At 63.1% G+C, this 20,540-nt stretch carries 19 protein-coding genes; 5 read left to right on the top strand and 14 right to left on the bottom strand.

Annotated features, from left to right (window positions below):
- Nucleotides 1–18: 18 nt before the first annotated feature.
- From ADBZ9O_RS00330 to ADBZ9O_RS00305, 6 genes are read right to left on the bottom strand one after another with little or no spacing between them, the layout of a single operon-like run.
- Nucleotides 19–1,200: a M20 family metallopeptidase gene (locus tag ADBZ9O_RS00330; protein WP_526527505.1), complete on the bottom strand. Its 1,182-nt coding sequence runs from the start codon at nucleotides 1,198–1,200 to the stop codon at nucleotides 19–21.
- 40 nt (nucleotides 1,201–1,240) lie between these two features.
- Nucleotides 1,241–2,242 (bottom strand): oligopeptide/dipeptide ABC transporter ATP-binding protein, encoded by a 1,002-nt coding sequence (locus ADBZ9O_RS00325; protein WP_526527504.1) that lies wholly within the window; start codon nucleotides 2,240–2,242, stop codon nucleotides 1,241–1,243.
- Nucleotides 2,239–3,237: an ABC transporter ATP-binding protein gene (locus ADBZ9O_RS00320; protein ID WP_526527503.1), complete on the bottom strand. Its 999-nt coding sequence runs from the start codon at nucleotides 3,235–3,237 to the stop codon at nucleotides 2,239–2,241. Before ADBZ9O_RS00320 ends, ADBZ9O_RS00325 begins: the two co-directional genes overlap by 4 nt.
- Nucleotides 3,234–4,124 carry an ABC transporter permease gene (locus ADBZ9O_RS00315; RefSeq protein ID WP_526527502.1) on the bottom strand — a complete coding sequence of 297 codons (891 nt, stop codon included), beginning with the start codon at nucleotides 4,122–4,124 and terminating at the stop codon, nucleotides 3,234–3,236. The genes ADBZ9O_RS00320 and ADBZ9O_RS00315 overlap by 4 nt, the downstream gene beginning before the upstream one ends.
- Nucleotides 4,121–5,140, bottom strand: coding sequence for an ABC transporter permease (locus tag ADBZ9O_RS00310; RefSeq protein ID WP_526527501.1), 1,020 nt, complete (start codon nucleotides 5,138–5,140; stop codon nucleotides 4,121–4,123). The genes ADBZ9O_RS00315 and ADBZ9O_RS00310 overlap by 4 nt, the downstream gene beginning before the upstream one ends.
- Nucleotides 5,109–6,707, bottom strand: a complete 1,599-nt coding sequence (locus ADBZ9O_RS00305; RefSeq protein WP_526527500.1) for an ABC transporter substrate-binding protein — start codon at nucleotides 6,705–6,707, stop codon at nucleotides 5,109–5,111. Before ADBZ9O_RS00305 ends, ADBZ9O_RS00310 begins: the two co-directional genes overlap by 32 nt.
- A 240-nt stretch (nucleotides 6,708–6,947) precedes the next feature.
- Between ADBZ9O_RS00305 and ADBZ9O_RS00300 the strand changes: the two genes are divergently transcribed.
- On the top strand, nucleotides 6,948–7,802 hold the full coding sequence (locus tag ADBZ9O_RS00300; RefSeq protein WP_526527499.1) for a GntR family transcriptional regulator: 855 nt from the start codon (nucleotides 6,948–6,950) through the stop codon (nucleotides 7,800–7,802).
- A gap of 35 nt (nucleotides 7,803–7,837) precedes the next feature.
- On the opposite strand, the gene ADBZ9O_RS00295 is transcribed toward ADBZ9O_RS00300, so the two are convergent.
- The 6 genes from ADBZ9O_RS00295 to ADBZ9O_RS00270 form a co-directional block, all read right to left on the bottom strand.
- Complete coding sequence (locus ADBZ9O_RS00295) at nucleotides 7,838–8,866, bottom strand: zinc-binding dehydrogenase (RefSeq protein WP_526527498.1); 1,029 nt, start codon at nucleotides 8,864–8,866, stop codon at nucleotides 7,838–7,840.
- A gap of 5 nt (nucleotides 8,867–8,871) precedes the next feature.
- A complete protein-coding gene (locus ADBZ9O_RS00290; protein ID WP_526527497.1) occupies nucleotides 8,872–10,812 on the bottom strand; it encodes a flavin-containing monooxygenase in 1,941 nt (646 codons plus the stop codon).
- A gap of 56 nt (nucleotides 10,813–10,868) precedes the next feature.
- Nucleotides 10,869–11,657, bottom strand: coding sequence for a bestrophin-like domain (locus tag ADBZ9O_RS00285; protein WP_526527496.1), 789 nt, complete (start codon nucleotides 11,655–11,657; stop codon nucleotides 10,869–10,871).
- Between the two features lie 88 nt (nucleotides 11,658–11,745).
- Complete coding sequence (glgX, locus tag ADBZ9O_RS00280; protein ID WP_526527495.1) at nucleotides 11,746–13,899, bottom strand: glycogen debranching protein GlgX; 2,154 nt, start codon at nucleotides 13,897–13,899, stop codon at nucleotides 11,746–11,748.
- A 149-nt stretch (nucleotides 13,900–14,048) separates the two neighbouring features.
- On the bottom strand, nucleotides 14,049–14,273 hold the full coding sequence (locus ADBZ9O_RS00275) for a hypothetical protein (protein WP_526527494.1): 225 nt from the start codon (nucleotides 14,271–14,273) through the stop codon (nucleotides 14,049–14,051).
- A gap of 67 nt (nucleotides 14,274–14,340) precedes the next feature.
- A complete protein-coding gene (locus ADBZ9O_RS00270) occupies nucleotides 14,341–14,793 on the bottom strand; it encodes a hypothetical protein (protein WP_526527493.1) in 453 nt (150 codons plus the stop codon).
- A gap of 385 nt (nucleotides 14,794–15,178) precedes the next feature.
- On the opposite strand from ADBZ9O_RS00270, the gene ADBZ9O_RS00265 reads away from it, so the two are divergent.
- A complete protein-coding gene (locus ADBZ9O_RS00265; protein ID WP_526527492.1) occupies nucleotides 15,179–15,622 on the top strand; it encodes an STAS domain-containing protein in 444 nt (147 codons plus the stop codon).
- Between the two features lie 61 nt (nucleotides 15,623–15,683).
- Here ADBZ9O_RS00265 and ADBZ9O_RS00260 read toward each other — a convergent pair whose 3' ends face one another.
- Entirely contained in the window at nucleotides 15,684–16,367 is a 684-nt protein-coding gene (locus ADBZ9O_RS00260; RefSeq protein ID WP_526527491.1) for a TetR/AcrR family transcriptional regulator, read from the bottom strand.
- Between the two features lie 69 nt (nucleotides 16,368–16,436).
- On the opposite strand from ADBZ9O_RS00260, the gene ADBZ9O_RS00255 reads away from it, so the two are divergent.
- The 3 genes from ADBZ9O_RS00255 to ADBZ9O_RS00245 all read left to right on the top strand — a co-directional run bounded on the left by ADBZ9O_RS00255 (nucleotide 16,437) and on the right by ADBZ9O_RS00245 (nucleotide 19,645).
- On the top strand, nucleotides 16,437–17,486 hold the full coding sequence (locus ADBZ9O_RS00255) for a ferredoxin reductase (RefSeq protein WP_526527490.1): 1,050 nt from the start codon (nucleotides 16,437–16,439) through the stop codon (nucleotides 17,484–17,486).
- Between the two features lie 163 nt (nucleotides 17,487–17,649).
- On the top strand, nucleotides 17,650–18,693 hold the full coding sequence (locus ADBZ9O_RS00250) for a fatty acid desaturase family protein (protein ID WP_526533732.1): 1,044 nt from the start codon (nucleotides 17,650–17,652) through the stop codon (nucleotides 18,691–18,693).
- Nucleotides 18,694–18,769: 76 nt separating this feature from the next.
- A complete protein-coding gene (locus tag ADBZ9O_RS00245) occupies nucleotides 18,770–19,645 on the top strand; it encodes an alpha/beta fold hydrolase (protein WP_526527489.1) in 876 nt (291 codons plus the stop codon).
- Here ADBZ9O_RS00245 and ADBZ9O_RS00240 read toward each other — a convergent pair.
- Nucleotides 19,642–20,421 (bottom strand): helix-turn-helix domain-containing protein, encoded by a 780-nt coding sequence (locus ADBZ9O_RS00240; protein WP_526527488.1) that lies wholly within the window; start codon nucleotides 20,419–20,421, stop codon nucleotides 19,642–19,644. The genes ADBZ9O_RS00245 and ADBZ9O_RS00240 overlap by 4 nt on opposite strands.
- Between the last annotated feature and the right edge of the window lie 119 nt (nucleotides 20,422–20,540).

Below are 20,540 nucleotides of genomic sequence, written 5' to 3'. Positions count from 1 at the left end.
GAAGGTGTGGTCGACATGTCAGTGCGCAGTCACCGACGTGGCGAGCAGTGTGGCCACGGTCTGACGCAGGATCTCTGCGCTGGCCACGACATCGGGTATCGACACCCATTCGTCGGCGGCATGGTAGTTCCCGCCGTCAGGTCCGAACAGGACGGTCGGAATGCCGGCGTTCTGCAAAAGGGCAGCATCGGTCCACGCGTTGAGCCCGGTCACCTCCGACCGCACTCCGTTGACAGCCTCGGTGGCATCGACCAGGGCGGCCAACAGCGCGGTATTTCCCTTGCCGGTGAACGGTTCCCGGTCCAACCGCACTCTGACCTCGCCGCTGAATCCGGGCTCGGCAGCGCGTACCTCGTCGAAGATCGCCTCGATCTCGGCGACCCGGTCGGCCAGCGTCTCGCCGGGCTGGGTACCGATTTCGATGCCGAGCACAACCTCGTTGGGGTAGGTGGCGTAATCCGTCCCACCGTGGATGGTGCCGGTGTGAAAGACCGTTCTGCCGTTCTTCTCGTCGGGATTGGGTTTCCAGACGGTTTCGTCCAAGCGATGCAACCGGGTGATGACCTCGGCCATGTGCACGATGGCGTCAACCCCTTTATCGGGCGCCGAGCCGTGGGCGGGCACCCCGTGCACCACAATGTCGATCCAACCAAATCCCTGATGCTCACCGAAGATGGTGTGCGAACCGTCGGGTTCGAGATTGATCGCCAGGTCGATCTCCTCCGCGTGGTGGGCGACCAGATGTTCCATCCCGATGCTGACTCCCTCTTCGTCGGCCACCAACGCGACCAGGACGCTGCCCGCCAGTTCAGTGCCCGAACGGACCAGCTCGCGTACAGCGAGCATGGCTGCGGCGCAGCCGCCCTTGTCGTCGGCCACACCCAGGCCGATCATCCGATCACCGGTGATCTCGGGTGTCAGTGCACGGTCGGACCAGTTGGCGTACCCAACGGTGTCACTGTGGGCGGTCAGGCAGATCGTCGGTCCTGGCGTCGTCCCGCGCAGCCACGCGAGCACGTTGGGCCGGCCCGGTTCCACTTCTTCTAACATCACCTCAAGGCCAAGGTTGCCCATCCAGTCGCGGATGTAGCGCGCGACCTCGCCTTCGCCGGCGCCGCCAGGGATGAGCCACGGCGTTACCGAGTCGATTCGCACCAGGTCCTCCAGTAGCGCGATCGCCTCGTCGCGGCTGATAGTCATCGGATCTCCTCTTTCGGTGTTGGGATGAAACTGAGCTGGCTTACGGGAAATGGCAGGCAACGCGGTGCGCACCGCCGGGGTTTTCGGTGGATCCCTGAGCCATTCGCAGCACAGGTTCTTCGGTCAGGCAGCGCTGCGGATCACCGAGCTCACGGCGCAGCGGACAACGAGGGGCGAACCGGCAGCCACCCGGTGCGTCGGTGGCATTGGGCGGCTCACCGGTGAGCAGCGTTCGGCTTCGGCGCAGACCACCGGGTTTGGGCATCACCTCGACGAGCGCGCGCGTGTAGGGGTGGCCGGGGTGAGCGATGACGTCCCCTGCCGGGCCCTCCTCGACGATCTTGCCGAGGTACAGCACCGCCACCCGGTCAGCCAACACGCCGGCCAACGCAAGGTCATGGGTGATGAACAGTGTTGCCACTCCAAGTCTTTCGCGCAGATCGAGTAGTACGCGAATGATGCCGGCGCGCAGTGACACATCGAGCATGGACACCGGCTCGTCGGCGACGAGCAACCGCGGTTCCACAGCAAGGGCGGCGGCGATGGCCACCCGTTGGCGCTGCCCCCCGGAGAGGGCGAATATCCGTCGACCAGCCACGGTCGCTGCGGGTGCCAGGCCGCATGAATCCAGCGCGGCGATCGCCGCAGCGCGGCGCTGCTCCGCTGATAACTGCGGCCGGTGGATGCGTAACCCCTCGGCGACCACGCCCAAAGCGGTGGCGTTACTGGGCAGGCTCTCGAACGGATCTTGGAAGATCATCTGGAAGGTTCGTCGCAACCGGCGCAGGCGACGGCCGCGGACGTTGGTCACGTCCACCCCGTCAATGGTGACCGTGCCGGCGGTGGCGTCTTGTAGGCGCATGATGGTGCGTGCGACAGTGGTTTTCCCGCAGCCGGATTCACCGACGAGAGCGACAATCTCACGTTCGTGAATGATCAGGCTCACGCCGTCGACGGCGCGTGCCAATGCACGGTGTCGACCGGCGCCGACCGTGAAGTGCACTCGCAGGTCACAGACCTCGGCCACCACCGGGGCCGTCATGAGGCCAGCTCCGAGGCGGAACTGACGAGATGGCAGGCCGCAGCGTGGCCCATGGCAGCGGGACCTGGCACCGAGCGCAGCGCGGGATCGTCAGTGCCGCAGCGCTCCAACCGCACATCGCATCGGTCATGGAACCGGCAGCCGGCCGGCGGGTACGCCAGATCGGGCGGGTTACCCGGAATTCCGGTGATCGACGCACGCCCAGCGCCCAGGCGTGGATAGCAGTCCAGCAGGCGTCGGGTGTATGGATGAGCTGGCCCCGCTGTAGAAGCCAATACCGCTGCAGAGGAACCGTATTCGACGATGCGACCCGCGTACATCACCGCCATTCGGTCGCAGAGCTCGGCCAACACCGTCAAATCGTGGGAGATGATCAGCATCGCCAGGCCCAGTTCGTCGGCCAGCCTTCGAATCAACTCCAGGATCTGCGCCTGGCTCATGACGTCGAGCGCGGTGGTCGGTTCGTCGGCGATCACCAGCTCGGGCTGACACGCCAGGGCCATCGCGATCATGGCGCGCTGCTTCATCCCACCGGAGAACTGGTGAGGGTAATCAGTCCCGCGACGCGGCGCGATGCCGACCTGGGCGAGTAGCTCGTCCACCCGATCACGGACGACGCGACGGTTCACATCCCGGTCATGGCTGCGGATCGCCTCGGCGATCTGCGCGCCGACTGTCATGACCGGATTCAAACCGTTCATCGCCCCTTGAAACACCACAGACAGCCGCTGCCAGCGCAGCGAACGAAGCTCAGCGTCGGTGACGTCGAGTAGGTTCGTCGTACCGAAACGCAGGGTGTCGGCGCGCAGTGAGGTGCCGCGTGGCAGTAGCCGGGCCGCTGCCAGGGCCAATGTGCTTTTGCCGCAGCCGGACTCACCGGCTAGACCCACCACTTCGCCGGCGCTGATGTCGAGATCGACACCCTGTACCGCCTGCACCTCGGTGCCATTGGTGTGGTAGCTGACGCAAAGATTGCGAATCTCCAGAAGACTCATTGGGCAACCGCCAGCTTCGGGTTGAGGATGCGTTCGGCGCTCTGGCCGACGAGTGAGAACGCCAGCACCACCGCGACGATTCCGATACCCGGTGGCAGGAAGTACCACCAGTAGCCGTTGCCGACCGCGCCTGAAACGAAGGCATTGTGCAGGATTTGGCCCCATGAGGTTCGGGTCGGGTCACCGAGGCCGAGAAAGGACAGCGTCGCTTCGGCCAGGATCGAGCCGGCGATGACCAGCACAACATTGGCGATCACCAATGCCATCACCCCTGGCAGGATGAGGCGCACGAGAATGCCCAGTGACGACAGCCCGACGGTGCGGGCCCGAGCGACGACCTCACGCTCGCGTAATTCGAGGACCTGTGAGCGCACGATCCGCGCGGTGCTTGGCCAGCTGGTCACCGCGATGACCATGACGATGGTGGTGAGGCTCTGCCCGATTGCCGCACCGAGCGCGATCATCAACGGCAGGTTGGGCAACACCAGGAAGAAGTCGGTGATGCGCATCAGCACCGCGTCGACGAAACCGGTGAACCATCCGGCCAAGGCGCCGACGAGGGTGCCCAGGAACACTGTGATGAGCGTGGCGATGATGCCGATCTCCAGCGACACCGACGCCCCTGCCAGTACCTGGCGTAGCACGTCGCGGCCCAACTCGTCGGTACCCAGCAGGTGAGTGGCGTTGGGCGGCTGCAGGATTCCGGTCCGCGACGCGGCGACCGCGCCACGGTCGTAGGGAGCCAGCAGCGGGCCTGCAATGGCGATCATGACCACGACGGCCACCATGACGCTACCGGTGCGCCCGATGGGATCACGCCACACCTGACCAGGGATGCCACGCCAGCCGGTGATGGCTTTATTGGGTTCGATGACGGGATTGGTCATGTCAGTCGGACCCGCGGGTCGAGGCGTCGGTAGACGATATCGCTGGCGAAGTTGGCCAGCACGACCACGATTGCGAAGATCAAGAAGCATGCCTCCATGACGGGGTAGTCGCGGCGCAACACGGACAGGTAGATCAGCTGGCCCATACCCGGCCACGAGAACACCGTCTCGACCTGGATCGTGCCGCCGACGGTGGCGCTGGCATACAGCGTGGTCGCAGTGACGACAGGCAGCAGGGCGTTGCGCACCCCGTGTCGCCAAAGCACCCGGCGTGGGGACAGTCCCTTTGCCCGCGCGGTTGTCATGAAATCTTCTGAGAGAGTCGAGATCAACGAGCTGCGAGTGATCAATACGAACTGTGCGACATCGACAAGCACCATCGCGACCGTCGGCAGCACAAGGTGGCGGGCGAGGTCGGAAAGCCGGGCGAAGAACGTCGGATAGATGGCATCCGCGGTGTACATACCGGCGATGGGCAGCGCGCCCAATGCCACCGCGAAGACGAAGATGAGCAGCATGCCCACCCAGAACGTGGGCAGACTCCAAAAGACCAGCGATCCGATGACAAGTGTTCCATCGGTGCGGGTTCCGCGTCTTGCTGCCGCGTAAACGCCGACCAGCACGCCGATACCTATCACCAGCAAGGTCGATACCGTCACCAAGATCAAGGTGTTGCCAAGGGCTTTGAGCACGATCGGGCCGACGGCGGCTTGGTAGGTGAAGGAGTAGCCGAGGTCGCCACGTACCAGGTGGGTGACATAGGTGATGAACTGCTCAGTCATCGATCGGTCCAGACCGTAGTAGCTACGCAGTTGCGCGATCGCCGCTGCGTCCAGATGCTGACCGCGGGCGATGTGGGTGACCGGGTCGCCCGGCATGAGGTGGAAAAGGACGAAATTGGTTACCAGGACGGCGATCAGAGTGACCACCAGGTACGTCAGTTTCTGCGCGAGATAGCGCGGCATGGGATGTTCGGCCTCGGCGTCAGGCGGGCAACACGTCGAGGTAGTTGACACGCGGGAAGTTGAGGATCAACCCGCCGTTGATGGGTTGCCAGCCAGCCCAGGTATTGGACCGTGTGCCAGTGAGCTTCTTCTGATACCACATCACGATGTACGGGCAGGCCTCGTAATGCATGGCTTGCATCTGCTGCACCAGCGCCACCCGGGCGGCATGGTCGATCGTGGAAGCCTGCTTGGCATAGAGCTCGTCGTAGCGCGGATCGGTCCAGAACGTGTCGTTATTGCCACCGATCTGATCGGTGGTTGCCAAGCCCAAGAGATAGGACGGGTCATAGAACTCCGAGTCCCAGCCCCAGACCATGATGTCCCAGTCCGGTGCGTCGGTGTTGTACACCGTTGAGCCCATGGTGTCGGCATCGGTGGTGGACAGTCGCAGCGTGATGCCAACCGATTTGGCTGCGGTGGTGAACAGTTCAGCGGCCTTGACGTCAACCGCGGTGTCGGCGATGGCCAGAATTCGGAAATCCATCGGCACGCCGTCAGTAGATTCACGCACGCCGTCGCCATTGCGGTCTGTGTAACCGGCACCGTCGAGCAGGGCCTTGGCCTTACCGGGATTGTTGTCCAGCAAGGCATCCGGTGCTGGCGAGAAGTGAAAATCGCCGAAGGCCGGCGGGAGCAGGTCGGCGCCGGGTTCACCGTAACCGCTGAGCGCGAGCTCGACGAGTTGCTGGCGGCTGACCGCGCAACTGAGGGCTTGTCTGACCACCTGATCGCGCAGCAACGCATTGCCTTTCGATCCGGCCGCGGTCGAGCAGTTGAATCCGATCATGTGGAATGAGAAAGACTCCAGCTCCTGACATTTGATGTCGGACGCGGTCTGCATGGCGGTGTAGATGGTGGGTGGGATTTCAGCGACGATGTCGATGTCCCCGTTGCGCAGCGCCTGGGTGACGATGTCGTCACTGCCGAATTTTGTCCAGGTCACCTTCTGCGCGGCGGGCCGCTCACCCCACCACGAGTCATTGCGGGTGACTGTTACGGTTTGACCCTTTTCCCACGATACGAAGTTGAACGGCCCAGTGCCGATGGGCTTCTCGTTGGCGTACTTGGGTAGGTCGTCTTTGGACACACCGGCCCATAGATGCTTGGGGACAATCGGCATGATCACGCCGGGGTTGATTGTCTGCGGTGTGGAGTAGGTCAGGCGGACCTGGTTGTCGGCGACTTTGACAACCTCATTGAGGTCGGTGAAGTAGGCGCCGAAGGTGCCGTAGTTGTTGTCGCGGACCATGAGGAAGGTGAACACCACATCGTCGGCGGTAAAGTCCTGCCCGTCTTGCCATTTGACCCCGGAGCGCAGGGTGAAGGTGTGCGTTCGGCCGCCGTCGCTGGTGTCGAGGCTGGTAGCCAGGCCCGGAACGATGTTCAGTTTGGCGTCATAGTCCATCAGCTTGTCGTACATCAGCTGGAAGACGTCGTAGGACTGAGTCGAGAACGCCGTGAACGGGTTCAACGAGTCGATATCTGTGGTCGAACCCACCCGCAGCACCGTGCTGGTCGCCGTCTTCGGAGCGCAGGCGGCTAGTGCTGCCGCGCCGCCGACGGCCAAAGTGACCACTGCGGAAGTCTTGAAAAACGACCGCCGATCCATATTCCCCATCGCCTTCGCCAGCCTCTCTTCATAGTCTGTATACACACTAAGATGAGTGGAGCGTATTGGTCTACTGTTTCGGAAGTGTTGCGTTTACTTTTCTTTTCTGACGCGCTGACCAAGCCGGATGGGCGTATCGGCACCCGCGCAAAATGTTGATAGTTAGTATGTAGACAGTCGGTCGCCGACACGATGCGATGGGGAGAGATGCCAGCAGTGCAGGGCGGGGCGCCACTTTCAGGCCGAAAACTGCGTTACCAGCAGGTGTATGACCTTGTCTTGGACATCGTGGCCGACCGTGGGTTATCGCCGGGTGACCGGCTCCCGTCGACCACGGAGCTCGCTGAGATCGCAGAGGTCAGCGCGATTTCGGTGCGCCGCGCGCTCGACGAATTAGAGCGGGCCGGCAAGATCGTCAGGCACCAGGGGATCGGCACCTTCGTGGCAAAGCCACGGATCGCCAGCGATCCCACTCGCCCCGGTGAACTACTGCACACGTTGATCGACGACGGGGCCATCCCCCCGCTGACGACATCATTGATCGGCGTCACCGTCGGATTGCCCAGCAAAACGATTGCCACTGCGCTCAGCGTCGAACCGGGGCAACCCGTGTGGGAGATCTGGCGCAAACGCAGCATCGACGGGACCGACAAGATCCTCGAGCGCGCCGTGCTCCCGCTGAGCCGCGTGCCCGCTATCGACCAGGATCGCCTTGCCAGAGGTGAGTCCTTATACCGATTCTTAGAAGAGCAGTACGGCTTCACTGACGTCTATACCGAGCAGGCGTTCGAGGTCGATAAGCCGAGCCGGTGGGAAGCGCAGCAGTTGACGCTGAGCGATCGCGATATGGTCGTTCGGGTCCGCGGTGTGAGCTTCGACGGAGACGGCAGCGCGTTTGACTGCTTCGAACAGTGTTACAACGCAACCAAATTCACGTTCTATACCGCCGGCCAGACCCGGCACCGCATTCTTGGGCCTTCTGAACTGTCGAACTGGTCGGTGGCCCCGCTGACCAGTCCCACGACTCCACGGGGAACATTTGATGACGGCCCGATTGCGTGAATATCACTGTCTGAAATCAACATTGACGCACCGTTCTATGGTGTGAGCGCGATCTTGACGCAATCCGCCGACCTGGCAGCCACCGCCGCATAGGCCGCCGGGGCTTCGTCCAATGACATCGAGTGGGTGAAAATCCCGCTGGTGTCGAGTCGGCCGGACTGGATCAGGGGGATCAGCTCTGGCCAGGTGCGCTGCACGGGTGCGGTGGTCATCCGCAGGGTGACGCTGCGGACCAAGCTCATCAACGCGGGAAACGGAAACGGGTCCATATTGTGGACTCCGACCACCGAGACGGTGCCGCCCGGGCGGACACAGGTCAGGGCCGCGGTCATCGTCGTATCGTTGCCGACCGCGTCGATCACCGATGCCGCACCACGGCCGCCGGTGGCGTCAGCCAGCGCCGCGTCGAGTGCCGCCGGATCCAGCGGGGTGGCCCCGGCGGCGGCGGCGCGCTGGCGCCTGCCCTTGACGGGGTCCACTGCGAAGACCTGGCCGGCACCCTGGGCGATCGCGCTGCGCACCGCGCACAGGCCGACCGCGCCGAGGCCGATCACCACGACGGTGCCGCCGGGCGGGATATCGGCGCGCTGTGCGCCGGCCCAGCCGGTCGCCAGGTTGTCGGTGAGCAGCAGCGCCTCTTCGGTGTCGATACCTTCTGGGATACGCAGCAATTGAAAATCAGCACCGGGTACCGCGAGCAAGTCCGATTGCGCACCGGCCAGTGCACCGGAACCGAAGATCTTCGGCCCCGACAGGCACTGGATCGGATCATTGGTGGCGCAGCCGATACAGGCGCCGCAGCCCGCGACCGATGACACCAGAACCAGATCGCCGACTGAGACCGTCCGCACGTCCGGTCCGACTTCGACGACGGTGCCGACGGCCTCGTGGCCGAGCGGTACCGGCTCGAACAACGGATAGTCGCCTTCATAGAAGTGCAGATCCGACCCGCAGATCGCGGTGGTGGCCACGGCGATGATCGCGCCATCAGGCCCTGGCAGTTCTGGATCGGGGCGGGTATCGACCCGGATCTGGCCGGGGCTGTCGATCACAACGGTACGCATATGGCTCAGTTCATCACGAAGTCGTCGGGCTCTGGGGTACGGGTCCACGTCCAGTAATCGACGAGGCGCCACGGGCTCAGGCCATGAACCACACCGTCCTCGTTTTTGTAGAAGCTGTGTTTGATGGTCGGCTGTGACCACACCAGCGTCTTCAACTCGGCCTGGCACCGCTCGTACCATTCGTCATAGCGGTCCTGGCGCGGTTCCATCGCTTGCTTGCCAGAGGTTTGGGAGGCAATCAGGAGGTCGAGGCAACCCATGATGTAGCGCACCTCGCATTCGGAATGAAAAATCAGGCTGCCGCCGCTGGCCAGGTTGGTACCAGGCCCGTACAGGCAGAAGAAGTTCGGGAAGCCGGGCACCGTGATGCCCAGGTACGCTGCCGGTCGTTTGCCCCAGCTCTGCTGAAGTTCAATTCCGTTACGACCGAACACTTTCACCGAAGTCAGTAGGTCATTGACCCGGAATCCGGTGGCGTAGATCAGCACGTCGGCCGGGTACCGGGCGCCGTCTGCGGCGATCACGGCGTCGGGCTCGATGTGGTCGATGCCGGTACGGACCAGTTCGACGTTGTCGCGGGTAAGGGTGCGCAGCCAACTGCCGTTGTCCTGCAGGGTGCGTTTACCGGTGGCTGGATAGTCGGGAACGACCTTGGCCAACAGTTCGGGGTTGCCGTCGACCTGACTTGAGATCCATTCGGTGAACATCATTCTGGCCAGGTCGTTGATTTCGCTGACCGCGCGCTGCTGATCGGGGAAGTCGGGATCGACCTTGGCCGCGGCCAACCCGGAGTCGCACCCCGGCCAGAAGATCAAAAATCGGTACCAGCGGCCGTAGAACGGCAGGTGCCGCAACGCCCACTGCACACCGGGGCCGACGGCGCTGTGATAGTTCGGGTTGGGGAACATCCACTGTGCGGTCCGCTGGAAGACGGTGAGTCGTCCGACCTTGTCGGCGATGGCAGGGGCCACCTGGAAACCTGTCGCTCCTGCGCCGACCATCACGACGTCCTTACCCGCCAGATCGACGTCGTGATCCCAGCGGGCAGTGTGAAATGCCGGTCCCGCAAAGGATTCCGCACCATCGAAGGTCGGGACGAACGGGGTGTTGAGCTGGCCGACCGCGCTGATGACTGCGCGTGCCACCAGCGTTTCTTCGGTGCCGTCGGGGTTGGCCACCGTCACCGACCAGGTCGCGGTGTTCTCATCCCAGGTTGCGCTGAGCACCCGCGTGTTGAACCGGACGTGTTCGGTGATGTCGTGGCGTTCCATCACGCCCTGGAAGTAGGCCTGCAGTTCGGGCTGCTGGGCGAAGAACTCCGTCCAGTGGTCATCGGGCTCAAAGCTGTAGCAGTAGAAGTGGTTACCGACATCCACCCGGGCACCGGGATAGCTGTTTTCCCACCAGGTGCCGCCGACGCCGGGATTCTTCTCGATGACGGTGAATGGAATTCCCGCTTGCTGCAAGCGGATTGCGGCCAGCAGTCCAGACTGGCCACAGCCGATCACGACCACCGGGAAATCCGCGCGCGCAGCCGGGCTTGATTCGAACGCGGTGCCGCGGGAGTCCCGGCCGTCGAGCTCCATCTCCTCGAGCATCATCGGCACGTACTCGTCGGGCACTTCGGCGCAGGCCAGAAAGTTCATCATCCGCTGCAGTTGGGCGGCGTCCACCGGAGCAGGTTCGGGGCAGCCGCGGTCGCGGTAGTCGCAGATGATGCCCAGCGCCAGCCTCCGGGCGGCGGCTTTATCGTCTTCGGACATGTAGCCCTGGACTTCGTTGAGGAAGATGCCCGCCGGTCGAAGCGGTCCGTCCAGTAGGGCGGCATCGCCACTCATGTGTACACAGGACAGCAGCAGTGCCGGGATGGAGACATCTTCCAGCGCTGCGGCGATCTCGGCATCGGAGGAGGTGAACGGCTCACCGGCGTGTGGGTTACGCGTCACCCGCAGAAGGTTAGGCGAACAGCCCCGCGCGGTGAGCAGTTTCTGGAAAGTGTCTACTACGGGGTCCGGTGGTGCGACCAGACCTCGAGAACATTCTCGTAGGCACTGGGTTGCACCGAGAGAGCGCCGACGTAGGGATGCTCGAGCGCAAAGATCAGGTACATCACGAACCCCATCAGGGCCGCGGTGAGTCCCACCGCAAGTGCGTGCACCAGCAGATCGCGGGTGCCGAACAGGAACGTGAACGCCATCACCACACCTCCGCCGCCCAGTAACAAGACCCACAGCTCGCCGGGGATCGACGCTTCGCCGGTGGAGACCCGCAACTTACGGTTGGCGTTGAGATCGTTCAGCCGGACGATGGCGTGATCGAAGAATGCGATCTCGTTGCGCGACTCGGGCTGAACATCGAGGTAGCTGTCCCAGACGGCGGTGAGTGGCTCGGACTCCTCGTCGATGGTCTCGCCACGGCGCATCCGCGGGAATTCGTCGTCGATGACGCTATTGGTGTATGCGATGAGGCTCTGCTGTACCGGTACTCGAGATTCTGGGGGCAGGGCAGCGGAATCGCGCAGTAGATCGGAGATCGCGCTGGCCTCGGCTCCTGAGGCGTCTTCGGCGTCGCCGAACTGTTCCCACACGACCACCACCAGGAAGGCGACCAACACCGCATAGAGGACGCCGGCAAGCTGGAATACCGTGCCAGAGACCGCGTTCGCGTTCTCCAGGCGTGTATGCGATACGGCTTTGCGAAACACCACGAGCCCGCCGATGGAGACCCCGACGACCACCGCGACCCAGAGGAAACCCAGGATGGGCGCGGGAATCTGCAGCAGCCAGATCACAGCTCACCTCCCGCTACGGCATCCATGCGCACCATGAGTATCACCGTTCGTCGACCAACGTGGCGATCCTGGCCAGTTCGGCGCCGGCCTAGTCAGATTCCGGCGCCGCCTGCAGGACGATCATCGCGCGTGCCTCGACCTGTATCTGCTCCCCGGCGGTAACAGGTTTGACATCATCGGAGTCGCCCGGCCCCGCTGCGGTATCGATGACCGCGATCCAGGCTTGCCCGAATTCCTTGGGCGGCATGGTGAATTCGATCGGCTCGTGATGGGCGTTGAAGCACAGCACAAACGAATCGTCGGTGACGCGCTGTCCGCGCGGATCGAGATCAGGAATGCCGTGACCGTTGAGATACACCGAGACCGATTTACCGAATCCGGAATCCCAGTCCTCATCGCTCATCTCGGAGCCGTCGGGGGCGAACCAGGAGATGTCCGGCAGGCGTTCAGACCCGCGAATCCGAACCGGCAGCCCGTCGAAGAACCGCCGCCGCCGGAACACGGGGTGTGCCGCCCGCAGCGACGACACCGACTGGGTGAATGCCAGCAGGTCGGTATCGACCTCATCCCAGTTGATCCAGGTGATCTCGTTGTCCTGGCAGTAGCCGTTGTTGTTACCGCCCTGGGTCCGGCCCAGCTCGTCACCGTGACACAGCATCGGTACCCCCTGCGACAACAGGGTCGTGGTGATGAAGTTGCGTTGTTGGCGACCACGTAGCGCGTTGATCTCGGGATCGTCGGTCGGACCCTCGACGCCGCAGTTCCAGGACTGGTTGTTGGACTCGCCGTCGTTGTTGTCCTCGCCGTTGGCATCGTTGTGCTTTTCGTTGTAGGACACCAGATCCCGCAAGGTGAAGCCGTCATGTGCCGTCACGAAGTTGATCGAGGCCACCGGTCGTCGCGCCGTGTGCTCGTAGAGGTCGGCCGATCCAGTCAGGCGAGAGGCGAATTCGCCCAGGCTGGCATCCTCACCGCGCCAGAAGTCGCGGACGGTATCGCGGTACTTGCCGTTCCACTCCGTCCACTGGGGCGGGAAGTTGCCGACCTGGTAGCCGCCCGGCCCGACATCCCACGGCTCGGCGATGAGCTTGACCTGGCTGACGGTCGGATCTTGTTGCACGAGTTCGAAGAACGTCGATAGCTTGTCAACGTCGTAGAACTCACGCGCCAACGTCGAGGCCAGGTCGAAACGGAATCCGTCGACGTGCATTTCGGTGACCCAGTAGCGCAGCGAGTCCATGATGAGCTGCAGTGAATGTGGATGCCCCACATTGAGACTGTTTCCGGTACCGGTGTAGTCCATGTAGTAGCGCTTGTCATCGTCGACCAGGCGGTAATACGCCGCGTTGTCGATCCCGCGCATGGAGACAGTCGGTCCCATGTGGTTGCCCTCTGCGGTGTGGTTGTAGACCACATCGAGGATGACCTCGATACCCGCCTCGTGCAGCGTGCGCACCATGGACTTGAATTCCTGCACCTGGTTGCCCGGCGTGGCACTCATGGTCGAGTACTTCGAGTCCGGTGCGAAGAATCCGATGGTGTTGTAACCCCAGTAATTCGACAGTCCCTTGTCGATCAGCGTGGAGTCATTGGCGAAGTGGTGCACCGGCATCAGTTCGATGGCAGTGGCGCCGACCGTCTTGAGGTGCTCGATGATCGCCGGGTGCGCGATGCCGGCGTAAGTTCCGCGGCTCTGCTCGGGAACGTCAGGGTGCGTCTCGGTCAGTCCCTTGACATGCGCTTCATAGATGATGGAATCGGCGTACTCGCGCTGTGGCGGCCGGTCCACACCCCAGTCGAAATAGGGGTTGATGACGACGGACTTCGGCATGCTCGCCGCGGAATCTTCATCGTTGCGGCTATCCGGTTCGCCGAAGTTGTAGCCGAACAGCGATTGATCCCAGTCGAAGGAGCCGTCGATGGCCTTTGAGTAGGGATCGAGCAACAGTTTGTTGGGATTGCAGCGCTGGCCTTCGGCCGGGTTGTACGGACCGTGCACGCGGTAGCCATATCGCTGACCGGACTCCACGTTCGGCAGGAAGCCATGCCAGACGAATCCGTCCACTTCTGGCAGCGTCACCCGGGTCTCGGCGCCGTCGGCGTCGAAGAGACACAGTTCGACGCGCTCGGCCACCTCGCTGAACACTGCAAAGTTGGTGCCAGACCCGTCATAGGTGGCTCCGAGCGGGTAGGCCTTGCCGGGCCAGATTTCCGCTGCGGCAGCGGGGATGGCTTTGGTCACGTCGTGATTCGCTTACGTCGAGCGGTCATGTCTGCACATCTTTCGATAGGGCTAGTCCTGGATCGCCGTGGATCTCGATCAAGGGCGGTTGCAACAACCTAGCTACTGCGTTGGCGGGCCGCACAGCGGTGGACGAACCCCGTGATCACTTATTCGGTAGCGCGATGGCGGCCTTCGTACGACGAATCGCCGGCGTTAGCTGAGGGGCTCGGAACCGACCAATTGGCACCGCTGCCGCCGTAAAGATGCTGGTCGGGATCGCCGAACGGCGGAGTTCCGCCACTGTCTGCTGCGGTCCAGTCGGTCAACGCGTTGGCCGCGCCGGGATCGTCGTCTCCAGTCGGCGCAAAGCTGGGGTTTGTGGTGTTGGCCATGTCGCCTCCTTGGCGTTAGTTGAGTGCAGGGGTACCCGCGTCGCGGCCCGTCAAACTGACTGTGACGTCAATAGCATTCGTCTGCCGGAGTGGCCTCGTGACCGGGCTGGCCCGGTGTGCGCCGGGTCGCTTTCATCTCTGCCTCGTAGACATGGCGGATCCCCGCAGTGAGCCGCTCGCGGACCGCTTGTTCGTGGGAACGGAGCACAGACCAGTAGTTGTCGTCGAATTCCTCGACGATCTGAAAGGTCCAGCGGCCGAAGAGCACGTTACGGCCGACGACCTCTGTTTCGAGTCGTTGCGCGGCGTCCTGGTGCCCGGCGGCGCGTAGTTTCTGCACTGCTTCGCCCAACTGCAGATCGGCGTGTCCCATCAACTGGTGGAACGTATACAGGGCACCACGGGCCCGCTCGACGGTCTCCAGCGCTTCCGAAACCTTGCCGGCCGCTTCGACCGAAGCATCGTCGACGCCCTGGGGGCGCCGCTCGAGCCCGGTGTGATTATCCGACGTCCCGTGCACGCACGGCCAGTACCCACCGAAGCGCTGCGGCAAACAAAGCCGGTCCAATCTTAAGGGATTTCTAAGTAATAACTTACCGGGGAGTAGCTACCGGACATGGCGCGGGGTCCGGTGGCGCGCTGGAATTGGCTCGTGCGTAAACCGCATGTAGCAGGGCCTTTCCTGACTATCGACCGCGTCGGCGTGGAACAACCCGTGGCCGCTGTGTAACGAACATGGCCGTCGTTGCGACGATGAGAACGATGCAATCAAGTGACATGGCAACCGGTCGCAGGCTACGGTTATCGCAGGTTGAGTTCACAGCCGCCGGAAACGTCAGTTTGGTCCAGAGCGCCAGGGCACTTGACGCGATCCACAGTACGAAGTTGCGACTGATGGAGTCAGAATGTCTGTTGTTGAAGTCACCGAGGACCCCTCGTCCTCCGAGTCGGCGCTGCCGCCCGTGACGCTGGAATGCCCGAACGCCCGTTTCACCACCCACTGGCCGTCCGCGGACTCCGCGGTCATCCGCGCCGACGGTGAGATCGACGCGGCCAACGCCGCCAAACTCGCCGATTACGCGCTGCGGGTGGCTCTGCAGAGTCAGTACCTGGTACTCGACCTCAGTGGCGTTTCATTTTTTGGTACCGAAGGGTTTTCGACGCTGCACATGATGAATGTGCGTTGCGCGAAGGCTGCCGTGCGATGGGCGATGGTCCCCAGTGCTGCCGTGTCCCGGGTGCTCCGGATCTGCGATCCCGGCGGTGGTCTACCTGCCGCGATCACCGTCGACGCTGCGTTGGCGGCCAATCAGGGTGAACCGCGCCGACTCTTGCATCTGGTGACCTAGCTGCACCGGATTTCTCGAATGCCGCTGTGCGGCAACGATATCCATATCCGGGGAACTCTGATTACAGGACGCTACGCCAGTCGGTGACGCCGACGGTGATCATCCGTAACTGTTTTATCGCGATGCGCTTGATCTCCTGCAGAGCGGGAGGATTTTGCGCGTCTTCGATCGCCTCTGCGATAGAGATCATCGCGTTGACGAACAGACTGGCCAGGATGTTGAGGTCTTCGGTGCTCCACGTGTTCAGGCCGGGGAACCGGGCGAGGTCGGTGGCCAGCTCGGAGGTGATCAGCCGGATCTCGGTACGGATGGCGTAGCGGAGAACGCTGATCCCACTATTGCGTTCCCTGCCGATGAACAGCCAGTGCTCACGCTGCTCGTCGACGCTGGCGACCAGGATCTCCACCGATGATTCGATGACCCGGTTGGTATCGAGCTTGCCCGCTCGGGCGCCACGCAACATATCGCGCAGCGAGTGAAAAGACTCGTCGATGAGGACGAGGCCGAGGGCCTCCATCGACTCGAAATGCCGGTAGAACGCGCCGGGCACGATACCGGCCTCGCGGGTCACTTCGCGCAGGCTCAACCCGCCGAAGCTGCGGTCTTCGAGCAGTTTGAGTGCGGCGGCGATGATCGCGCGGCGGGTGGCTTCTTTACGTTCCTCGCGCGAACCGCTGTCACGGGAGCCGTCACGGGACCGGCTGGACCGGTGGCTCGAACGTGAACTGGGAGTACGACTGTTCACTGTGTGAAACCTACCACAGACCTGGTGAATCTCTTGACTACCGGGGGGTATGTGTAAAACGGTATACACATGTTCACTCAAACTTTGGTGAAGCGGGTCCTGGAATCGTCCCTGGTCGACTTGCTCACCGGACCCCACGGGGTTGACCGCTACACCGAACTGGTGGCGCCAACGTGGACGCTGGGAACCGCACGGGCCAGGGTGCTCGCCGTTCGTCGAATGACGCCGCGCAGCGTGACGCTCACGCTGGAACCCAACGCAGCCTTCACGGGCTTTACCGCCGGCCAGCACGTCACCGTCGTCGTCGAGATCGACGGCCGCAGGCACACCCGTTGCTACTCGCCGGCGAACGCAGAAGGTGAGCCGTACCTCGAGTTGACCATCGGCAAGCACGAGTCCGGACTGGTGTCGACCTTCCTCTACGAGCACGCCCGGCCCGGCCTCGTTGTCGGGCTGGACGGTGTCGGCGGCGACTTCGTCCTCCCCGCGCAGCGCCCCCAGCGGATTCTGCTGGTATCCGGCGGCAGCGGTATCACCCCGGTGATGTCGATGCTGCGGACATTGCGAGCCGAGCACTTCGCCGGTGAGATCACCTTCCTGCACTACTCACGCTCAGCAGCCGACACCTGCTACCGCGACGAACTCGCCACGATGGCGAACGTCACGGTCCGGCACGGTTACACCAGATCGGCCGACGGCGACGTCTCCGGGCACTTCGGACCAGAGCGCCTGGCCGGACTCGAGACTCCCGACGCCGTCTACGTCTGCGGGCCGCCCGTACTCGTCGACGCCGTGCGCCAGCTGTGCCCGACGGCCAGGTCGGAAAGCTTCGTCCCCCCGGTGTTCGTAGTGCCGGACACCCCATCGGGCGGCCGAATCACGTTTGCCGACAGCGCAATCGCCATCGTTGACGATGGCCGCTCGCTTCTCGAACAGGCTGAGGCCGCCGGCCTCACGCCGCAGAGCGGATGCCGGATGGGCATCTGCCACACCTGCACGCGGCCGAAGCTCAAGGGCGCCGTGCGCAATATGACCACCGGGGCTATTTCGGCGGCTGACTGCGAGGACGTGCGCATCTGTGTCTCCGCGCCCGTCGGCGACGTCGAGTTGTCGTTGTAACCCACATACCCCAAACAAGCCGTACGAGAAAGGATTTGACATGACTGCCATGCTCGAACGCACACTCGACGAAATCTCCGATGAGGCCGCTCAGAACATCCTCGACGAGTCGCCGGCCATCCAGAAGGCCATCACCAAACTGGTCCGCGGCCAAGAAGTCACCATGACGCCCGAAATGGCGGAGGCGTTCGGTCGTGAACTCGACGCCGTGCGGGAGCGTGTCGTGGCCGACCTCGGCGAGCGCGACGCCACCTACATCCGCCGTGTCATCAAGGCGCAGCGCGCCCTCGAAGTCGGTGGGCGTGGCCTGCTGATGGCGGGCATTCTTCCGCCGGCGTGGATCGCGGGAACCGCCATGCTGGCGGCCTCAAAGATCTTGGACAACATGGAGATCGGCCACAACGTCATGCACGGCCAGTATGACTGGATGGGTGATCCCGCGCTGACTGGCCGCAATTTCGAATGGGACTCCGCCTGCCCCGGTGACCAGTGGCGGCACTCGCACAACTACATGCACCACACTCACACCAATATCGTCGGAATGGACCGCGATATCGGTTATGGCATCCTGCGGATGAGCGAAGACCAGCGCTGGAAGCCCTACTTCTTGGGCAACCCGGTGTATGCGTTTCTGCTGATGGTGTTGTTCCAATACGGTGTCGCACTGCACGAGCTGGAGACGGAGCGGATCCGCTCCGGGGAGATCAGCATCGCCGACAAGAAGGAGACGTTGGCGGGCATCTGGAAGAAGGTCAAGCGCCAGACGCTGAAGGATTACGTGGCCTTCCCGCTGCTGGCCGGCCCGTTCGCACCCTGGGTCTTCACCGGTAACATGACCGCCAACCTGATCCGCAACATCTGGTCCTATGCGATCATCTTCTGCGGCCACTTTCCCGATGGCACACAGGAATTCAGCGTCGAGGAGACCGAGGACGAGAGCCGCGGAATGTGGTACTTCCGCCAGATCCTCGGTTCGGCCAACCTCACCGGCGGCAAGCTCTTCCACGTCATGAGCGGTAACCTGTCGTTCCAGATCGAACACCACCTGTTTCCCGACATCCCGGCCTTCCGGCATGCGGAGATCTCTACCGAGGTTCAGGAGATCTGCGAGCGCTACGGCATTCCCTACAACAAGGGCCCGCTGCCTGCGCAGTTCGCCAGCGTGGTGCGCAAGATCGTCCGGTTGGCGTTGCCGTTCAAGCACTAGCGTTGTTCGGTGGCTAGGTGATCACTGGGGTGTATCCCGGATTCGCGCCGTCGGGGTTTCGTGGTCGGCTCGGGGTATGAGTGCTTTTGCCACGCGATACAACACGGCCACGATCGAGGGACTTGAGGTTTTCTACCGCGAGGCCGGTGATCCGACCAATCCAACACTGCTGTTGCTGCATGGTTTTCCGTCCAGCTCGCACATGTTTCGCAACCTGATCAACTCCCTGGCCGACGAATACCACCTGGTGGCACCCGATCACATCGGGTTCGGCCGCTCAGCGATGCCGACCACCACCCAGTTCACCTACAGCTTCGACCGACTCACCGAGATCACCGAAGGCCTCATCGAGCATTTGGGCCTGAGCCGGTTCGCCCTCTACATCCACGACTATGGCGCCCCGATCGGTCTGCGTATCGCCAGCCGCCGCCCCGAACGGATCACCGCACTGATCACCCAGAGTGGCAACGCCTACCTCGAAGGTTTCACCCCGTTTTGGGACATCCTGTTCGCTCACGCCAAAGACCGCGCCGCCAACGAAGACGGGGTCCGCGAGAAGTTCACCCCGGAAACCACCTACTGGCAGTACACCCACGGGGTGCCCGCCGATCGGCTCAATAGGATCGCCCCCGAGGCCTGGCAGCTCGACCAACTGGGCCTGGACCGCAAGGACAACGACGCCATTCAGCTGCAACTGTTCTTCGACTACCAGTTCAACCTCGACGGCTACCCCGCGTTCCAGGAGTACTTCCGCACCTACCAGCCACCCCTGCTGCTCACCTGGGGCAAAAACGACGAAATCTTCGGCGCCCCCGGCGCTGAGGCCTTCCGCCGCGATTTCCCCAACGGCGAATTCCACCTGCTCGACACCGGCCACTTCGCCCTGGAAACCCACGGCGAAGAAATCAGCGGCTACATCCGCGACTTCCTCCCCCGCGCACTGGCACGCTAGGGCAGCGTCCGATAACCGCGCAGGTACGCCGACGGAGTGCAGCCAAATCGTCGTCGGAAGGCGCGTGTGAACGTGCCCAGGTCCGCGAACCCGCTGAGCGAACCGGCCCGGGAGATGGCCTCGCCCTCGTTGAGAAGTCTGCGGGCATGCACCAGGCGTTGATCGCGGATGAACCGGGCCGGCGATGAGCCCTCATCGGCGAAGAGACCCTGCAGGAGCCGTAGCGAGATGTGATGGGTTTTGGCCACGACCAACGGGTCCAGTGCCGGGTCCAAAGCGTTGTCGGTGATGAAGGTTCGGATCCGGTCTATCAACAGATCCCGGTTCAGCACCGCCGCCGGCCTCGGGGCGGCCTCGCGGATCGCTTCCCACTGGCCGTCATGGCGCAGTTGTGTCTGTTGTCGGTCGGCGGTGACATCCCTGAACGCGACGACCATCCCGGATCCGGAGGGCAGGGCGATCGGTGCGCAGGACCAGGCGATCGGGAAGATGCTGCCGTCGCGGCGGATGAACCACTCGTCGGATTTGGGTGTGTACGGCATCGGTGTGCCGTTGCGCAGCACCAGGCACGCATCGCGCGGGTACTCCGACCCATCGACGTACGAGTGATGAACCGTGTCGTGACTGGGCATGCCGAGCAGTTGTCGCGGGTCGGACCATCCCACCTGTACGGCGGCTGCGGTGTTGGCGAACGCGATCTCGCCGTCGCCCTGCACCACCCATACCGGGCTCGGTAAGTGCTCCAACACCTGCACGGCGAACTCATCAAAAGACATGTGCGGACTTTCTCGGTCGCAGCAGACCTAACGGGAGCCTACGACCATCAGGTTCGTCATGGCTCGTTTCGGTGGCGTTCCGCGAGTGTTGACGGTATGTAACTCCAGTCGGTCAAGGG

The sequence above is a fragment of the Mycobacterium sp. genome (assembly GCF_965229105.1).
GTDB lineage: Bacteria > Actinomycetota > Actinomycetes > Mycobacteriales > Mycobacteriaceae > Mycobacterium.
The sequence above is the reverse complement of the archived record's forward strand: the minus strand, read 5'-3'. Positions and strand labels throughout refer to the sequence as shown.